The organism is Clostridium beijerinckii (assembly GCF_008705175.1).
GTDB classification, from domain to species: domain Bacteria; phylum Bacillota; class Clostridia; order Clostridiales; family Clostridiaceae; genus Clostridium; species Clostridium beijerinckii.
Map to the genome: position 1 here is coordinate 2,555,075 of NZ_CP043998.1, position 18,481 is coordinate 2,573,555.

General features: G+C 30.2%; 14 protein-coding genes and 1 pseudogene. 11 read left to right on the forward strand and 4 right to left on the reverse strand.

What is annotated here, in order from left to right:
- Nucleotides 1-114: 114 nt before the first annotated feature.
- The 3 genes from licT to F3K33_RS11600 all read left to right on the forward strand — a co-directional run bounded on the left by licT (nt 115) and on the right by F3K33_RS11600 (nt 4,639).
- Entirely contained in the window at nt 115-951 is an 837-nt protein-coding gene (gene licT, locus F3K33_RS11590) for a BglG family transcription antiterminator LicT (RefSeq protein WP_039773720.1), read from the forward strand.
- Between the two features lie 315 nt (nt 952-1,266).
- Nucleotides 1,267-3,114, forward strand: a complete 1,848-nt coding sequence (locus tag F3K33_RS11595; RefSeq protein WP_039773719.1) for a beta-glucoside-specific PTS transporter subunit IIABC — start codon at nt 1,267-1,269, stop codon at nt 3,112-3,114.
- Between the two features lie 118 nt (nt 3,115-3,232).
- Complete coding sequence (locus tag F3K33_RS11600) at nt 3,233-4,639, forward strand: glycoside hydrolase family 1 protein (RefSeq protein WP_039773718.1); 1,407 nt, start codon at nt 3,233-3,235, stop codon at nt 4,637-4,639.
- Nucleotides 4,640-4,835: 196 nt separating this feature from the next.
- On the opposite strand, the gene F3K33_RS11605 is transcribed toward F3K33_RS11600, so the two are convergent.
- Nucleotides 4,836-6,119 (reverse strand): MFS transporter, encoded by a 1,284-nt coding sequence (locus F3K33_RS11605; protein ID WP_039773717.1) that lies wholly within the window; start codon nt 6,117-6,119, stop codon nt 4,836-4,838.
- A gap of 18 nt (nt 6,120-6,137) precedes the next feature.
- On the reverse strand, nt 6,138-7,151 hold the full coding sequence (locus F3K33_RS11610) for a carbon-nitrogen hydrolase family protein (RefSeq protein WP_039773716.1): 1,014 nt from the start codon (nt 7,149-7,151) through the stop codon (nt 6,138-6,140).
- A gap of 232 nt (nt 7,152-7,383) precedes the next feature.
- Here F3K33_RS11610 and F3K33_RS11615 point away from each other — a divergent pair, with 232 nt between their 5' ends.
- Nucleotides 7,384-8,268, forward strand: coding sequence for a LysR family transcriptional regulator (locus F3K33_RS11615; protein ID WP_039773715.1), 885 nt, complete (start codon nt 7,384-7,386; stop codon nt 8,266-8,268).
- An 864-nt stretch (nt 8,269-9,132) separates the two neighbouring features.
- Here F3K33_RS11615 and F3K33_RS11625 read toward each other — a convergent pair.
- Nucleotides 9,133-10,014 carry a LysR family transcriptional regulator gene (locus tag F3K33_RS11625; protein ID WP_039773714.1) on the reverse strand — a complete coding sequence of 294 codons (882 nt, stop codon included), beginning with the start codon at nt 10,012-10,014 and terminating at the stop codon, nt 9,133-9,135.
- A 140-nt stretch (nt 10,015-10,154) separates the two neighbouring features.
- On the opposite strand from F3K33_RS11625, the gene F3K33_RS11630 reads away from it, so the two are divergent.
- The 3 genes from F3K33_RS11630 to F3K33_RS11640 all read left to right on the forward strand — a co-directional run bounded on the left by F3K33_RS11630 (nt 10,155) and on the right by F3K33_RS11640 (nt 14,752).
- Nucleotides 10,155-12,035, forward strand: coding sequence for a beta-glucoside-specific PTS transporter subunit IIABC (locus F3K33_RS11630; protein WP_039773713.1), 1,881 nt, complete (start codon nt 10,155-10,157; stop codon nt 12,033-12,035).
- Nucleotides 12,036-12,097: 62 nt separating this feature from the next.
- Nucleotides 12,098-13,534 carry a 6-phospho-beta-glucosidase gene (locus tag F3K33_RS11635; protein WP_039773712.1) on the forward strand — a complete coding sequence of 479 codons (1,437 nt, stop codon included), beginning with the start codon at nt 12,098-12,100 and terminating at the stop codon, nt 13,532-13,534.
- Nucleotides 13,535-13,825: 291 nt separating this feature from the next.
- The gene (locus tag F3K33_RS11640) at nt 13,826-14,752 is read left to right on the forward strand and encodes an AEC family transporter (RefSeq protein ID WP_039773711.1); all 927 of its coding nucleotides are present in this window, start codon (nt 13,826-13,828) and stop codon (nt 14,750-14,752) included.
- Here the strand turns inward: F3K33_RS11640 and F3K33_RS11645 are convergent.
- Nucleotides 14,733-15,014, reverse strand: a complete 282-nt coding sequence (locus F3K33_RS11645; protein WP_039773710.1) for a hypothetical protein — start codon at nt 15,012-15,014, stop codon at nt 14,733-14,735. The two genes, F3K33_RS11640 and F3K33_RS11645, sit on opposite strands and share 20 nt — an antisense overlap.
- A gap of 175 nt (nt 15,015-15,189) precedes the next feature.
- On the opposite strand from F3K33_RS11645, the gene F3K33_RS11650 reads away from it, so the two are divergent.
- From F3K33_RS11650 to F3K33_RS27040, 4 genes and pseudogenes are all read left to right on the forward strand, one after another.
- Entirely contained in the window at nt 15,190-15,600 is a 411-nt protein-coding gene (locus F3K33_RS11650) for a MarR family winged helix-turn-helix transcriptional regulator (RefSeq protein ID WP_039773709.1), read from the forward strand.
- Nucleotides 15,601-15,651: 51 nt separating this feature from the next.
- Nucleotides 15,652-17,553, forward strand: coding sequence for an FUSC family protein (locus tag F3K33_RS11655; RefSeq protein ID WP_039773708.1), 1,902 nt, complete (start codon nt 15,652-15,654; stop codon nt 17,551-17,553).
- A gap of 155 nt (nt 17,554-17,708) precedes the next feature.
- Nucleotides 17,709-18,071: a PRD domain-containing protein gene (locus tag F3K33_RS11660; RefSeq protein WP_243141328.1), complete on the forward strand. Its 363-nt coding sequence runs from the start codon at nt 17,709-17,711 to the stop codon at nt 18,069-18,071.
- 266 nt (nt 18,072-18,337) lie between these two features.
- Nucleotides 18,338-18,472 (forward strand): annotated as a pseudogene (locus F3K33_RS27040) (sulfide/dihydroorotate dehydrogenase-like FAD/NAD-binding protein); the annotation flags it as partial.
- Nucleotides 18,473-18,481 lie beyond the last annotated feature (9 nt).

The window sequence follows — 18,481 nt, forward strand, 5'->3', positions numbered from 1 at the left end:
AAACATGGATTGCGATTGCGTAAAAAATGCATGCAAAACCTATTTATGAACAATTATTGTCCCTAAAACAGGGATATTGTTTATAGATGGGTTTTTTATTTTTAGGAGGAGATTATGGTTATAAAGAAAATATTGAATAATAATGTAGTTATAACAGAAAATGATAGTGGTAAAGAAATTATTGTAATGGGTGCCGGGTTAGCCTTTAAAAGCAAAAAGGGTGATATTATTCCCGAAGAAAAAATTGATAAAATATTTACATTATCAGATAATGAGGCAAAACAAAAATTACAACTTATTTTATCAGAAATCCCTCTAGAATATGTAGAAGTAACAGAAAAAATTATTAATAATGCTAAAGAAAAGCTGGGTAAAAAGCTAAATGATACATTGTATATCACATTAACAGATCATATTTATAGCTCTGTAGAAAGGTATAATGAAGGGTTACCTCTAAAAAATGCATTATTATGGGATACTAAACGCTTTTATAAAGAAGAATTCACAATTGGAATGGAATGTTTACAAATTATTAAAGATAAGTTTAATGTAGATATGCAGGAAGATGAGGCGGCTTCTATTGCTCTTCATATAGTTAATGCACAAATGAATGAAGATATGACTATTCTTTATGATATTACTAAGATAATGCAAGAGATAACTAATATTGTAAAGTATCACTTTAATATTATTTTTAATGAAGAATCATTAGCATATTATAGGTTTATTACTCATTTGAAGTTTTTTGCTCAAAGGCTTCTAAAAGAAAATGATTATAGGGATGATAATGATTCAGAATTATTTGAGACAGTAAAGAAAAAATATAAAGATGCATATGAATGTACTAAAAAAATTGATAAGTTCATTTTAGAAAAGTACAATTACAAATTAGCAGATGAAGAATTACTTTACTTAACAATACATATTACAAAGGTAATAAAAAATAGTTAAGTTTATTAATAAATTATTATAAATTCATTAGTTTTAAATCAAAGGGACAGAACTTTGATTAAGAAACAGTTTGGGATCTGTCTCCTAAACTGAATAGATTAAGTGAAACTTGATTCTGGTGGGGGGATTCCCATCTGAGTCTTGGTTGAACTTATTCAGGAGCGTGCAGCCGTTAGCTCACACTTGAAGAAGTAGGAGTGTTACGGATGCTAGCTATCGAATAAAATTTAGGATGGTGACTGGTAATGCAGGCTATACCTTCATTTTAAAGGTTATTAAGAAAAAAATAAATAATCAAAAATGGAGGAGAAAATTATGAATTATCAAGAATTGGCAAAGAAAATTATTGAACAATTAGGTGGAGAAAAAAATATCACCCATGTTACACATTGTGCAACTAGATTAAGATTTACCTTAAAAAATGAATCATTTGTGGATGACACTAAAGTTAAAAAAATCCAAGGAGTTATGGGCGTTCGCAGACAAAGTGGACAGTACCAAGTAATTATTGGACCTGATGTAAACAATGTTTATGTAGAGTTAGTTAAACACGTTAATGTAAAAGATAGCTCTAATGAACCATCAGAAGAGAAACAAAAAATAGGGGCGAGAATTCTAGATATTATTTCTGGATCTTTTGGTCCAATTATCCCTGTAATAACAATGGCAGGTATGATCAAGGCATTACTAGCATTGATAATTACGTTTATGCCATGGCTAAAAGCAACTAGTACTTATATGGTAATTAACACAATTGCAGATGCAACATATTATTTCTTACCAATTATGTTAGCATATACAGCTGCAACAAAATTTAAAACAAATCCATTCTATGCAATGGCAATTGCGGGAGTATTATTACATCCTAACTTTGCTAGTTTAAAAGCAGCAGGAAACACTACATTTACATTTTTTCATATTTCAGGTAGATTAGTGACTTATTCTTCTTCTGTAATTCCAATTTTATTATCTGTATGGTTTTTAAGCTATATAGAGAAATTTGCAGAAAAAGTATCACCAGAATTCTTGAAATATTTTATGAAACCAGTAGTTACAGTAATTATAACAGCGCCTGTAGCTCTTATAGTATTAGGACCAATTGGCTCATTTCTTGGTGATTATTTAGTAATAATATTACAATTAATTAGTAGTAATTTTGGTTGGCTAGCAGTAGGAATACTTGGTGCGCTTATGCCTTGGATAATTATGACCGGTATGCACCAAAGTTTGCGTCCAATTAACCTTCAAATGATGGTGAATCCAGGATATGATGTATTAATTCTTCCAGCTATGTTATCAGCAAATATTGCTCAAGCTGGTGCAGCAATGGCAGTATCTTTTAAATCAAAAAATAAAGAAATGAAAAAATTAGCAAGAACAACAGGTTCTACAGCATTACTAGGAATTACGGAGCCAGCTATGTATGGTGTCAATTTAAAATTGAAGAGACCTATGATCGGAGTAATGATTGGTGGTGGAACTGCAGGTTTATACGCTGGAATAATGGGGGTAAAAGCAATTGCATTAGCAACAGCCGGTCTGTTAGCATTGCCTATTTTCTTGAGTGAAACATTTCTCCATGCAATAATTACAGTCGTTATATCATTTGTAACAGCATTTGTGGCAACATGGATACTTGGATTTAAAGAAGAAACAGAAGATGAAACAACAGAAGAATTAGTAACAGAAAAACCAATATTAAAATCAGAAAAGAGCCAAACCATAGCAAGTCCAATGAATGGCGAAGTTGTTTCTATAAAAACAGTAAAAGACGATACTTTTGCTCAAGAAACTATAGGAAAGGGGATTGCAATTATTCCAGATGAAGGCAAAGTTATGTCACCAGTAAATGGAACTGTAACTGCATTATTTCCATCAAAGCATGCCATTGGATTAAAGTCTGATGAAGGTGCAGAAATATTAATTCATATTGGATTAGATACAGTTAAATTAGATGGTAAACATTTTGAATCATTAGTAAAACAAGATGATGTCGTAAAAATAGGAGATCCATTAATAAATTTTGATCTAAAAGAAATTAAAGAAGCAGGGTATGATGTGATTACTCCAATATTGATTACTAATTATAGTGAATTCCTAGATATAATTGGAGAAGAAGGAAAAAAAGTAGTCAAAGGAGACAAGATTATAACGATACTTTAGAATTTAAAAGTGATGTGGAATTTCATTGATCTTAATAGATAATATTAAGATTAATGAGGTTATCACTTAGATAAAGCGGAGTTTTTAATGTAAAGATAATATTTAGGAGGGCAAATAGATGAAACATTTTCCGAAAGATTTTTTATGGGGTGGAGCAATTGCGGCTAATCAAGCAGAAGGAGCATATCTTGAAGATGGTAAAGGAATCAATATTACTGATTTAGCTAGACATGGTTTTCAGAATATAGCGGATGATAATATAAATCCAGACGAATTTTATCCAAGTCATGAAGCTATTGACTTTTATCATCGCTACAAAGAGGACTTAATGCTTATGGAGGAAATGGGGTTCAAAGCCTTTCGTCTTTCAATTTCTTGGGCAAGAATATTTCCAACAGGGGAAGAAGAAAAACCTAATGAAAAAGGATTAGAATTTTATGATAATTTATTTGACGAGATAATAAAAAGAGGAATGGAACCTGTAGTTACTATTTCTCATTATGAAACACCTTATGCTCTTGTAGAGAAATATAATGGGTGGGAAGATAGATGTCTAATAGATATTTTCCTTAAATATTGCAAAGTAATATTTGATCGTTATAAAGATAAGGTTAAGTATTGGATGACTTTCAATGAAATAAACAATATTCATATTATTCCATATGCAGCTGGAGCTATTAAAATAGATTCGTATTCTTTAAAAGAAAAAATGCAAATCACTTATCAGGCTTCTCATCATATGTTTGTAGCAAGTGCTTTAGCTAATAAATTATGCCATGAAATAATTCCAGATTCTAAGATAGGCTGTATGTTATCATTAAGCGCAGTTTATCCCAATACTTGTAATCCAGATGATGTGTTTGAGGCAATGGAGTTAAGAAGACGCTCTTTATTTTATAGTGATGTTATGCTTAGAGGATATTATCCAGGTTATATTAATCGTATTTTTGAAGAGTTTCATGTAACTTTGAAAAAGGAAACTGGTGATGATGAAATAATTGCTAGTTATCCAAGTGATTACCTTGCTTTTAGTTATTACCGTAGTACTACTCATGTTGCAGGAAGTCCATTTATGGGGAATACAGGAGGGGTAACAGGTGCAAGTAATCCATATCTAGATACAACTCCATGGGGATGGCAGATTGATCCAAAGGGACTTCGTTTTGTATGTAACGAATTATATGACAGATATCAAAAACCTTTATTTATTGTTGAAAATGGTATGGGAAATATAGATGTGATTTCCGAAGATGGTAAAATTCATGATGATTATAGAATTGACTATTTACGTAGACATTTAGTTGAAGTATCTGAAGCATTGAAAGATGGAATACTTATTATAGGTTACACATATTGGGGACCAATTGATATCGTTAGTGCTGGAACTGGGGAAATGAAGAAACGTTATGGATTTATATACGTTGATAAAGATAATGAAGGGAATGGAACTTTGAAACGTTCTAAAAAAGATAGTTTTTACTGGTACAAAAAAGTCATCGAAACTAATGGAGATAGTTTATTCTAGATTATTGAGTTAAATAGAATTAATATACTTATTAAAATAAATAATTGAATAATATTACCAAAAGTAATATTATTCAATATATAAGATATTTTTGTATATGTTTCATAAAATTTATCTTGTTATAAGGCTTATCAAAGTTAGGTTCGGAAATTAACTTTGATAAGCATTTTTTTACTTAGAACACATATGCTAATTTCTAATTAGTAAAATCTAAACTAGAGAGATTTTCAGCTTTATTTCTTTTAGCTAGTACTCTTGGAGATGTTTCTATATATAGGAAACAAACTGCAGCTGCAATGAAAGGCGATATTGTTGCTAACATCATTGTAGAAGTTAGTCCTAAATTATCTGCAACAATACCAGCTACAATTGGCATGACCATAGCTCCAAAAACTTCACCAACAGCACCTGGAATACCTACTGATGAACCGGCTAAATGTTTGGGTACAGATTCTGTTGTGCAGAGAGACATATATATTGGAGCACATCCAAAGGCAAAGATTGCTCCTACAAATAAGATACCAAATAAAACTACCGCATTTGTTCCACTGTAAGTAAACAACAATACGGAAATACCATTTATAAAGAAAGAAATAATCAACATAGTTCTTCTTCCAAAATAATCAGATAAACCAGAAATTAATATCATACCAACGCATCCGCCAAAACCAAAACCAGACATAACAAAACCAGCAGTTGCAAGTGACATTCCTCTAACTTGAGTTAAAAACATCATAGCGAAGGTTGTAAATACAAATAACCAAGTCATATAGAAACATCCAACCAATGAGGATAGCTTAACATTTCTATATTTTAAAGCTTCAAAAATTCCAGATTTAGCTTCAGTTTGTTCTTGTGTATTAATAATTGAATTGTTTTGAACAGAATTTTTAGGAGATAATTTTGATTCCTTCATTTTAATGCCTAGTATAATAGCAATAATTAAACTTGGAAGTCCAACAATAAAGAATACCAATCTCCAGCCAAAAACTGCTGTTAATTGAGTGGCAATAATAGCTCCTAATCCAATACCAACTAATGGAAAAGAACTTTGATGAATTCCAAGATTAAGGCCTCTTTTACTAGGGGTAGATACTTCAGATATGGCAGCCACACTTGTAGAGAAAACTCCACCTTCACCAATGCCAAGCAATCCCCTTACGATCATTAGACCACTATAGCTTTTTGCTATACCTGAAACCCAAGACATTAAAGAAAAGAATATTGTTGCAGGTATAAGTATTTTTTTTCTTCCAACTCTATCAGATATATTTCCAAGTCCCCAGGTGGATACAGCCCAAGTCATAGCTAATACCGAAGTTAATGCTCCTGCTTGAGCATTATTTAAATTAAATTCTGGCATAATCATTGGGAAAAGATATACAATTGCAAGACGATCTAGCCCAACTGTACCCCAAAGAATTGTTAATAGTATTACTAATTTCCATTCATAAGCTTTAGAATTTTTGTTATTTGTCATATTATAGTCCTCCTTTAATTATTCAATGTTTTGAAGATCATCGTATGATAGAATTGTATTAATTTTTTCATTTCCATTTTTTCTTACTGTTGGTTGTGGCTTTTGATTGAAGTTTAAACTCAAGCTTTGATTTGAATAATGGCCACTAAAGTCATAAAAATACTTACAAGAAGGGATTTGTCCTAAATCGATATCAGCATAAGCTATACCTTCTTCATTTGGTGCAATTTCGTTGCTTATAATTTTCCCATTTGGCCCGAAAATACAGGTTCTTCCGCCACCGAAATCTACTAAAGGTTGAAATTCTTCTTTTTGACTATCAGTAATACAGAATTTTTCAAGCATTTCTTTGGTATAAATCTGAGAACTCATTAATACAAAAGTCTGATTTGATACTGCGTAAAATTTACTTGAAACCTCACAAGGTGGTATTGAAAATAAATTCTCATCTCCTGGGAAAAATGCAGGCCAAGCAGATACATGTACTTGTTCATTTAAAGAATTCATAGCTGCAATATTTAAAGGCATTAAATGCTCAGCACATTCTAACCCTCCTAAGTTTCCAAGCTCTGTCTTAAAGCAAGGCATCATACTTCCATCTCCATCCCCCCAGATGTATCGTTCTGCATTAGTTGGTTTAAGTTTTCTATGTTTTCCAATTAAATCACCATTAGGATTAAACCAAAGTTGAGTTAAATATAAAGAACCACCATCTAATTCACTTACAGAAACACATACATAAACTCTATTTTTCTTAGAACATTCACTTATTTTTCTAACAGCCATACTTGGTATTTCAACTGCATTTTTATATAATTCTTCATAAAATTGAATTCCATATCCTGGAGTACTAAACCATATCCACCATGGATAGCCAGGAATGAAGGCTTCGGGAAAAGCTACTAATTTAGCACCATTGCTTGCAGCTTCATCAATTAATGAACAAGTTTTTTCTACAGTCCTTTCTAAATCTAGATATACTGGCGCAGCTTGTACAGCAGCTGCTTTAAATTTTGGATAGATCTTTGACATAATAATTCCTCCTTAAAATAAAACAAGGCACTAACTCACAGAGTTAGCGCCTTTGCTAAAATAACTTTATTTAATTATTGAATTAATTCTAACATATAAGAAAATAATATAAATCAAATTATAGTTTCAAGACATCAAATTTTAGTTGAAGGCTTTCTATTGACATCTATTACAAATAATAATATTATTTGTACAATATTGATGTTAAAAATTTAGAAAGGGGGAATGAACTATGAATACAAAGGATTTAAAATCATTCTTAAAGGTATGTGAGTATAAGAGTATAAGTAAAGCGGCACAATTTTTATATGTAACACCTCAAGGACTCAGTAAAAGTATAAAAAATATTGAAAATGAATTAGGAGTTGAATTATTTTCTAGAACACCTCAGGGAATAGTTCTTAATGAATATGGTAAACTTCTTGAAAAAAAGGCAAGTAATATTATTAAGGAAATGGAAAGTATTTTTGATATAAATGATGAGGCAAATAATCAAAAAGAAACTATAAAACTTGCATCCACATATGGGGTTTTAAGCTATTTATCTATTGATTTTATACGTGAATTTAATAAAATATATCCTGATATTATAGTAACCACAGCGGAATTTCCTGATAGTCCTGTAGAGAATGCGGTTTGGAATGAAATACAAGATATAGGATTTATTGCTGGACCTGTTGACGCCATTAAATTTAATGCTATATTTTTAAAAAGCTTTAAACACTGCCTCGTAGTTGAAAAAAATAATCAACTAGCTAAAAAAGAAAAGTTATCCTATATAGATTTAAAAGACGAGCCTATTATTTTAGAATCACGTGAATTTAAAGCTTACACTAATAATATAAATAAATTTTTAAAACATGGTGTTAATATTAATATAGTATTTGAAACATCTGAAATAGATTTTGCACATAAATTAGCGAGTATGAATAAAGGTATTGCAATTACAGTAGATTTTGCTGCTAAAGAAAATCACTATGAAAATACAGTTGTAATTCCTTTTGAGGATGAAAATAATACTTGGGATATTTATATGATAACTAAAAAAGATAGACCGATTAGTGAGGCAGGTCAAACATTTATTAATTATGTGATTGAATACCTTAAGGATAAATAACTGATTATTTATATTCCTAGGCATAGAATTTTCTGAAGTTGCTTCAAATAAAGGTTGAAATTTCAATATGCTTTTAAAGTAAAGAAAATAATGGAGAAAGTAGTTTGACAAGGTAATATCAATAAATTAATAGCGCAAGAACAGCAGCTCTAATTTCTTTTACATTTAAAAAGAAAGAATTATTAATAACCTCATCTTTCATTCAGTCTCATAAGCCTTCTACGGCATTCAGTTTAGAACTATATGTTATAATTATCAAGAATCATAACTATTTTACCTTCACCATATTGTTTAAATATACTTTAGATAAATCCTAAAAGCTTTATGTCTTCATGTTTTCAATAGGTTGAAATTATTATTATCAATAAGATTTTTTTAAATCTTAAAATCTTACTTAAAAGTCGCTTGTTTTTTATGGCTACTTTTCAAGTGTATATGTTAGTCTTGTATAATTAAAGTTTAACTTTTGTAATACTCGTAACATACATCTGTTGATATATTTAACATTGAAATTATTACTATAAAGTAAAAATAAATAAGAGAATATACGTTATGATGAATATTGAGCAAAATAATCAATTCGGTTCTTTTCTTTTTTGAATTTATAATTAGATATGGATATATTTCTTTTAAAAATTGAAGTGCATCATTATATTTACAATAGTGGATTTTAAAGGTCATGCTTCGCTTTCACCATAAATTCACGACCATTTGTATGTGGCTTGAATAGCTTTCTACAGGTGGTCGTGTTTTTTTATTGTTAAGTGGTGGATCACAATCATACTTGCTAAATCTTCAATTTAGATTTTTTCGGACGTTTTTTATTTTCATGTGCTTAAAATGATTTATACCCTAAGTTAGAAGCTAATTATTTTGATGAAAATCTCTAATAATACCTAAGAAGGATTTCAAAATATCATCTAAGAACAAATCTTTCCTATATATTAAATTAATTGTCTGCTTAGGTGGATAATCAGAAATAGGAACTGCTTTAAAATCAACTTTATTTATAGATTTTATATAAGAATTTGGCAAAATAGTAATGTTATCTGAATGTTCCATTAACCTTACGCAAGAATCTAAATTAGTTGCTTGAATCCTAGGTTTACAAATATGATTTATAAGGCTAAAGGCTTTATCAATATTCTTTCGTGAATTGGAAAAGTGAGGTAATAATATGATATTTTCTTGTACTAAATCTTTTAATGATACAGATGAATATTTTGCGAGCCTTGAGTTTAATGGTACAGCAGCAAGATAAGATTCGATATTTAGGAGTTCACAATGAATGGCAGAATCTTCTGTTGGTTCATAAATTAATCCTAAATCCAGTTTGCCATTTTTTATGTTGTCAATGATTGTCCTGGTATTATGCTCTTCCATTGTAATTAAAATATTATTATGCGTATTATTAAATATTGAACAAGGAATTAGTAGCAAGTGAGAACCGGAAGCTCCAATTTTGATTTGCTCTCTCGATTTCCCTGCATAATTTCTAATGTCTGCTTCTGCCTGTTCAAGATCAAAGAAAATCTTATATACATGTTGTTTTAAAATTTTGCCAGGCTCTGTTAGCACTGTCCTTTTTTGAACATAATCAAAAAGTTTTACATTCAACATGCTTTCTAATATTTTTATTTGATTGCTTAAGGTAGGCTGTGAAATATTGAGACGCTCTGCCGCCTTTGTATAATGAAGCTCTTCAGCAAGGACTAAAAAATAGTTTAATAATCTTATTTCTAACATAATATTATGTTGCCTCCTATTCATAGATGTGAACTATGGTCATCATATTAAATATAGTATTGATAGATAAATGATAAACCAATATAATTAATTTGTAAATGATATCAAAAAGAAAAATAAACTAACAGGGGGAAAATATTATGGATTATAAGCAGTTATCCAAAGATATTATAAAAAATGTTGGTGGTGTAGAAAACGTTTCTGCATTAACACATTGTGCTACAAGATTAAGATTTAATCTAAAAGATGATAACAAAGCTGCCACTGATATATTAAAAAATACAAAAGGTATTATGGGAGTTGTAAATAAAGGAGGACAATATCAAGTGATTATTGGCAGTGATGTTGCAAACGTATATGCAGAGATAAATAAAATTGCTAGCTTTGATAATGATTCTTCAAGTGAAATAAAGAATGATAAAGGTCCAGTAGTAAAAGTACTTGATACAATTGCAGGTATTTTTACACCAATCATTCCAGCTATTACTGGTGCTGGTATGTTAAAGGCAGTTATGGCACTATTAGTTGCATTTAAAGTAATTGGAAATCAGACTCAGGTATATTCGATACTTAATTTTATGGCAGATGCAGCATTTTACTTTTTACCATTTTTAATTGCTAATTCAGCAGCAAAGAAATTTAAATGTAATCCTTATATGGCAATGTCTATAGCAGCGATTATTTTACATCCAAATTTTATTGGCATGGTTGACGCAGCTAAAAAAGGCGGAACAGGAATTTACTTTTTAGGGTTGCCAGTAACTTTGGCAAGTTATTCATCTTCTGTTATTCCAATTATTTTAGGTGTTTGGTTTATGTCATTTGTTGAACCTATAGCAGATAAGGTTTCACCAAATGCAATTAAATTTTTTACAAAGCCACTATTAACATTATTAATTACTGGACTAGTTACTTTAATAGTGCTTGGACCTATCGGAATAATTTGCGGTAATGGAATTTCGGGAGCTATTGCATTTATAAATACATATGCTAGATGGCTAGTTCCTCTTATTGTTGGTACATTCTCACCACTACTAGTAATGACAGGTATGCATTATGGATTAATTCCTATTGGTATTAATAATTTAGCAACTGCAGGTTTTGATATAGTAGTAGGACCAGGTATGCTTGGCTCTAATATTGCACAAGGTGGAGCAGCACTTGCTGTAGCACTTAAAACAAAAAGCAGTGAATTAAAGCAATTAGCTTCATCAGCAGGTATTACAGCAGTTTGTGGTATTACTGAACCAGCAATGTATGGTGTAACGTTAAAATTGAAACGTCCTTTAATTGCAGTTATGATTGGTGGAGGCGCATCAGGACTATTTTTAGGTATTACTGGAGTTGGAAGATATACAGCAGGTTCACCAGGACTTTTAGCATTGCCAGGGTATATTGGAACAGAAGGCTTTAGAAATATTACGCTTGCATGTATTGGTGCAGCTATAGCATTTGTTGTTTCCTTTGTTGCTACTCTTATTATAGGTTTTGAAGATATTGCTGAAGTTAAAGAGAATGATTCTAAAACAGAGGTTGCTGTAGATGAAAACGACGATGTTCAAGACAGTATTGCTTATTCACCAATTGAAGGAAAAGCAGTTTCATTAAGTAAAGTGAATGATCCAATGTTTTCAGAAAAAATGATGGGAGATGGGATAGCGATTATTCCAAAGGAAGGCAGAGTGGTTTCTCCTGTGAATGGTAAAGTTAGTGCAGTTTTTGAGACAAAACATGCTATTGGAATTATTTCAAATGAAGGTGCAGAAATATTAATTCATATTGGACTAGATACAGTAAAGTTAAACGGAAAATTCTTTGAGGCTAAGGTAAAAGAAGGAGATTCAATAAATATAGGTGATTTGTTAGTTAAATTTAATTTAGAGGAGATTAAAAAAGCAGGATATGATGTTATTACTCCTATAATAATAACTAATACATCAAAATATAGAGAAATTACCTTTGATGTCAATGAAGGCGAAGATATAAGAGAAAAGGATAAGTTAATAAATTTGATTAAGTAAATTAAAAGATAGAATTCATAAGAATATATGAAGTATAGTTTTAGATAGAGGAGACGAAAAATATGGATAGAAATTTTCCGGAAGGATTTTTATGGGGTGGTGCTTTAGCTGCTAATCAGTGTGAAGGAGCATATAAAGAGGGTGGAAAAGGATTAACTACAGTGGATCTTTGTCCAATTGGCAAAAAAAGAACTGAAATTATACGTGGAAAAATCGATGAACTAAGAGAATTGGAAGGAGAGTTCTATCCTTCCCATGAAGCTATAGATTTTTATCATAGGTATAAGGAAGATATAGCATTATTTTCAGAAATGGGATTTAAATGTTTAAGAGTATCAATAGCATGGTCAAGAATATTTCCGAGTGGTGATGAAGAAATACCAAATGAAGAAGGGTTGAAATTTTATGATTCTTTATTTGATGAAATGCTAAGTCATGGAATTGAGCCAGTGGTTACGATTTGCCACTTTGATACACCAATTGGAATTATTCAAAAGTTTGGTGGATGGAAAAATCGTAAGTTTGTAGATTTCTATTTAAATTACTGTAAAGTAATTTTCGAAAGATATAAAGAAAAAGTTAGGTATTGGATGACGTTTAATGAAATTAATATGATACTGCATTTACCGTTTATGGGAGCTGGAGTACGATTTAAAGAAGGAGAAAATGAACTTCAAATTAAGTATCAATCAGCTCATCATGAATTAATTGCAAGTTCACTCGCAACAAAGCTTGCTCATGAAATAATTCCAAATTGTATGATCGGATGTATGATAGCAGCGGGAGATTTTTATCCGTATTCATGTAATCCTGATGATGTGCAAAAAGCAAAAGAAAAGGAAAGAGAAAATCTTTTATTTATTGATGTTCAATCAAGAGGAAAATACCCAGGTTATGCTAAAAGATTTTTTAAAGAAAATAATATAGAAATTGAGATGGAACAAGAAGACGAAGAAATTTTAGAAAAACATACAGTTGATTTTATTGGATTCAGCTATTATGCAAGCAGGTGTGTTTCTACTGATCCAGAAGTCTTAAAAGGTGAGACGGCAGGAAATGCATTTAAGTCAGTAAAAAATCCGTATTTAAAATCTTCTGAGTGGGGATGGCAGATTGATCCTAAAGGATTAAGGATTACATGCAATAGTCTATATGATAGATACCAGAAACCATTATTCATTGTTGAAAATGGGTTAGGTGCTGTTGATAAAATTGAAGAAGACGGTTCTATAAATGATGATTATAGAATTGAATATTTAAGTGAACATATTAAAGAAATTGGAGAAGCCATTAAAGATGGTGTTGACTTAATTGGATATACTCCATGGGGCTGCATAGATTTAGTGTCAGCATCTACAGGTGAAATGAAGAAACGTTACGGATTTATCTATGTTGATAAGGATAATGAAGGGAATGGAACATTGGAAAGATATAAGAAAAAGAGCTTTAATTGGTATAAAGAAGTTATAGCGACAAATGGGGCTAGTTTAAAAAAATAAAATTCATATTTAACCGCATCCGTAAATATAAATGTACTTTTAGTATCAGCTTTTGGTTTAGTATTTAAAACTAAAAGTTGATACTACAATAGTTAGTGTTTATGTTATACTAAAATAATAGTATATAGCAAAGGAGCTAATTTTAATGGATTAACTCCTTTTTATTTCGGGAAAATTTATTTGTGGAAGTGGTCTGAAAAAACTCTATTGCATCAAAAAAATTAAAAAGGTGAATAGTTATGGTTTGAAAAAATATAAACATTAAAAATATAATAACTTAGGAGAAGCTAAATGGATATTATACTTGTATTTAAACAAATGATAATTTTATCTATATTGATGATTGTTGGCTATATAGCTAATAAGAGAAATATTATGAATGAAGAAAGTGACAAATTATTTTCAAAATTAATTGTAAATATTACTTGTCCAGCTTTGATTATTTATTCAGTTGCATCTGGAGAAAGATTAGAAGATAAGAGTATGCTTATATATATTTTTGTAATAGCAATAATATATTATGTGTCTATACCAATTATATCTAAAATTTTAATTAAGATATTAAAAATAAAAAAAAGTGTGCAGGGATTATATGAAAGCATGCTTGTATATTCTAATTTAGGATTTATGGGTATACCAGTTGTAAGTTCTATATTTGGAAATCGTGCTATATTGTATATATCAATAATTATGTCTGTATGTAACATCTCGCTTTTTACTTATGGTATATTTTTATTAACTAAGGATAATGGAAATGCAGGTAAGCAAACTACTGATATTAAAAAATTCTTTAATGCAGGAACTATTTCAGCGATTATAGCAATTGGACTATATATAATGAATATTTCTTTACCTGAAATTATATTAGAACCTCTTAAATTGGCAGGTGATATAACAACGCCTTTAGCCATGCTTGTGATTGGCTCAACACTTGTGAAATTTTCTTTTAAAGAAATTATAAAAGAAAAATGGATTAGTATATTTGCAATTATAAGACTTTTTGTATTAGCAATAATTGTATGGTGCATAGGTCATATCTTTATTAATGACAAGCTTCTATTAGGAGTTTTAGTAATTATTTCTGGAATGCCAGTTGCATCTAATATAGTGATGATGTGCAGTGAATATGGAGGCAATCAAGAATTTATTACAAAGGGCGTATTTATTTCAACATTATTTTCTGTTGTCACAATACCTATTATTGCAGTATTACTTTAATATTATATTCAATTTCTGAATAAGTTAAAGCCTGAGGTTTAGTATCACCAATTTTCTTCACTGGAGCGTGGAATATTCTATCAAAGGACAAACTTAAGAATCCAGGTGTAGAATAGTGGCCAGCAGTATCAATTAGGAATTTTCCAGGTATAATTTGTTCTAAATCAACATATGCACTACCTCCGACATCATGAGGTAGTGTATTACTTATAACTGCACCATTTGGACCTAGTATTTTTGCAAATCCATATCTAAGCTGCATGAAACTCTTTTGATATTCTGTTTCTCATAAAATATCACGCATTTCTTCAGCCCAAATATTGAATTAGATGTTTTAGAAGGAATGGATATGTCCAAAATTTGATTATTATCTATTTTGATGATATAATTACCTAAGTAATTATTACTTAGGTAAGTATATGTGAGGTGAAATAAAATTGAATTTATACGGACATAAAGTAAATCAGCTGGCTCGGAATTTCACAAAGAAATTAAATGAGAGAATTTCTCCTCTTGGTTTATATTCTTCACAGTGGGCGATTACTTTATACTTATATGAAAAAAAGCAATGTACACAAATAGAATTATGTAAATATCTTGATGTAGAAGCTCCTACAATTACTAGGACATTAACTAGGATGGAAGAAATGGGACTGGTAATCAGAAATGATGGAAAGGATAAGCGTGAAAGAGTTATAAAACTAACAGAAAAAGCTTATGAGATGTTTCCTAAATGGCGTGAAGCTGCTCAAGATTTAGAAATAGAGGCTATAAATAATATTGATAAAGATGAACTAGAAATTTTTAATAGTATTTTAGAAAAAATGATGAAGAACTTAGAACAATAGTAGGAATACGAGTTTTGCAAAGAAATACAGATCAATAAAAAAGGAGAACACATGGATACGACTATAATAAAACAAGCATTTAAAATTAATAAAACCCCATTTCCTTGGCAAAAAGCAATAAATGCTGCAATCTGTGCAGGATTTCCAGTAATTATCGGCATCTTAGTAAATCAACTGCATTTAGGATTATTAGCAGGGATAGGGAGTTTTTCTTATCTATATGTTTCACATCAACCATATGCTCAGCGTGCAAAAAAAATATTTTTTACTGCTATTGGTATCAGCCTTTCAGTTGCACTTGGTACGTTATCCGCGCCATATCCAGTACTCATTATTTCAATAGTGGGTTTGATTGGAGCAATTGTAACTTTTATATTTGGCATACTTAAAATACAAGGTCCATCTGCAATTTTTTTTGTATTAAGTTTTATAATGGTAACAGGAATGCCTGTTAATCCATCAGAAGTTTTTATACGGACTTCTGTAGTGCTTATGGGGGGGATCTTTTCATGGATAGTTAGTATGGCAGGATATTTTTCTAATCCACATGGTCCTGAAATAAAAACTCTTAAGAAACTTTATTTAGCTTTAGCAGAATTTAGTGAAGCTATTGGTGATGAAAAGATTAATGATATAAGAAATCGTACTGTTAATTCTTTAAGAGAAGCTGAGGAAATTCTTTTGACAGGTTATATTCCGTGGAAAAATTCATTCTTATTTAATCGTTTATCGCTTTTAAATGAAGAAGCTAATAAATTGTTTTTAGAAATGCTTGAGCTGCATACTAATAAAAACACTAAAGTGCCAAAAGAACTTAGTGACATGATAAGAAAATTATCCATGGCAATTGAATTAAAAGATGGAGAAACAATTAAAATAGATCCACCATCTCAAAAACTGGATGATGGCTATAATAATTTTTTAGAAATAATTTATGATGCTGAGGCCATTATAAATGTTCCGTTAACATATATTGGAAAAGGGGTCAAAATTTCAAAACCTTCTCTTATGATGAAATTTACTAGAGCCTGCAATAAAGATTCAATAGTATTTATTAATGCAGTTAGATATGGAATTGTTCTTTCAATATCAGCTATAATAGCTTTTAGTTTTCCATTTAGCAGACCATACTGGATTCCCCTGTCATGTGCTGCTGTCATGTCAGGCTCAACTGTCATGGCAACATTTCATAGGGCAATTCAGCGTTCTTGCGGTACAATTATTGGATTAATGATAGCTATTATTATTTTAAAATTCCACCCAGAAGGTTTCATGATAGTTATAATTAATATGCTTTTAACAGCGATAACAGAACTTTTTATTGTGAAAAATTATGCTGTAGCAGCAGTGTTTATAACGCCAAATGCATTACTTATAGCAGAAGCATCAACTCAAATACATAATGTTACTTATTTTGCGACAGCACGTATTACTGATATATTGATTGGATCTGCAATTGGATTAATTGGGACATACATTATTGGACGTCGTTCAGCATCTAGCCGATTACCAGATTTAATAGTGAAATTAATACGTAGTCAGGCTAGAGTATTAGTTCGATTGGCAACTAACAATAAAGAAAATAATAGTGACAGTACAAAATGGATAAAAGAAAAAATGGGAATAAACCTTATGAATTTTAAAACTGCATATAATACAGCATTAGGTGAGATTCCTCATAATGAGGAAATACTTGAAATGATGTGGCCAGCATTTTTCTCCTTAGAACATATTAGCTACTTGCTTAATCAATGCTGCATGACGAAGGGATATTTAAGTTTGGCTGATGAAGATTTAGCACAACTGCTGCTTGTATTAGAAACAATGGCAACATCTATTGAGCAGAAAAAAGCAATAAAACCTAAAAGAGTTTCTATTATAGAGGAAATACATCAAATTTGTGAAGAAATTAATGTAATTCAAGAAGCACTTACTATGAAGAGTGCATGGTAAAAAATTAATGTTTAATTTTGTTATCTATTAGATATTATAAAAGATTCTAGAAATATGTTAGATATACTATTATTAAGCTTCCAGAAGAAGAAGCTGCAAATATTGCATTTCACATAATAAATGCTCAATCACAAAGTAATGACTTAAGAGATAGTATGAAATATGCTAAAATGATTGATGGAATCGTTAATTTGGTAAGATATTCAATTGGCAGCAGCCTGAAAATGGAAGGAATTCACTATCAGCGTTTTATTACACATGTTAAATTTTTTACAGAAAGGTTTTTTAATAATGAAATGTTGAAGGACGAGAATGATGTAATGTTTGAACAGATAGCTACATTATATCCAAAAGCAATGGAGATTGCTTTTAAAATAAAGGATTATATAAAAAAGGTTTATGATGGAGTTATTCCTAAAGATGAATTAACCTATTTAGCTGTTCATATAAATAGATTGCAATCTTATAATGAAATAAATAATAGTTTTATTATTTTAATTTCAATAAATTTCATATGATGGATTTTGAAAAGTTATTATATTATTTAATTCTATATTAATATCACAAAAACTTTATATTTTGTATCAATTTATTGTTTATGATTTAACACCAAAAAATTGATACCACAATATTTAGTGTTTATGTTATAGTAAATTAAACTATGCAGCAAAGGAGCTAATTTTAATGGATTAACTCCTTTTTTGATTTGGAAATTTATTTATATTAATGATTGTTGGTTACTTAGCTAATAAGAAAAAAATTATGACTACAGAAAGTGATAAATTTAGGAAGCAGAAACAAAGATTTATTAATATATGAAGATAAATTAAAGAATGCTGCTGGAAATCTTTATGTAACAACTGATGATGGCTCATATGAATTTAAGGGAACTGGATCAGATATTCTTAAAGAAGCAGTTTATGCTGGT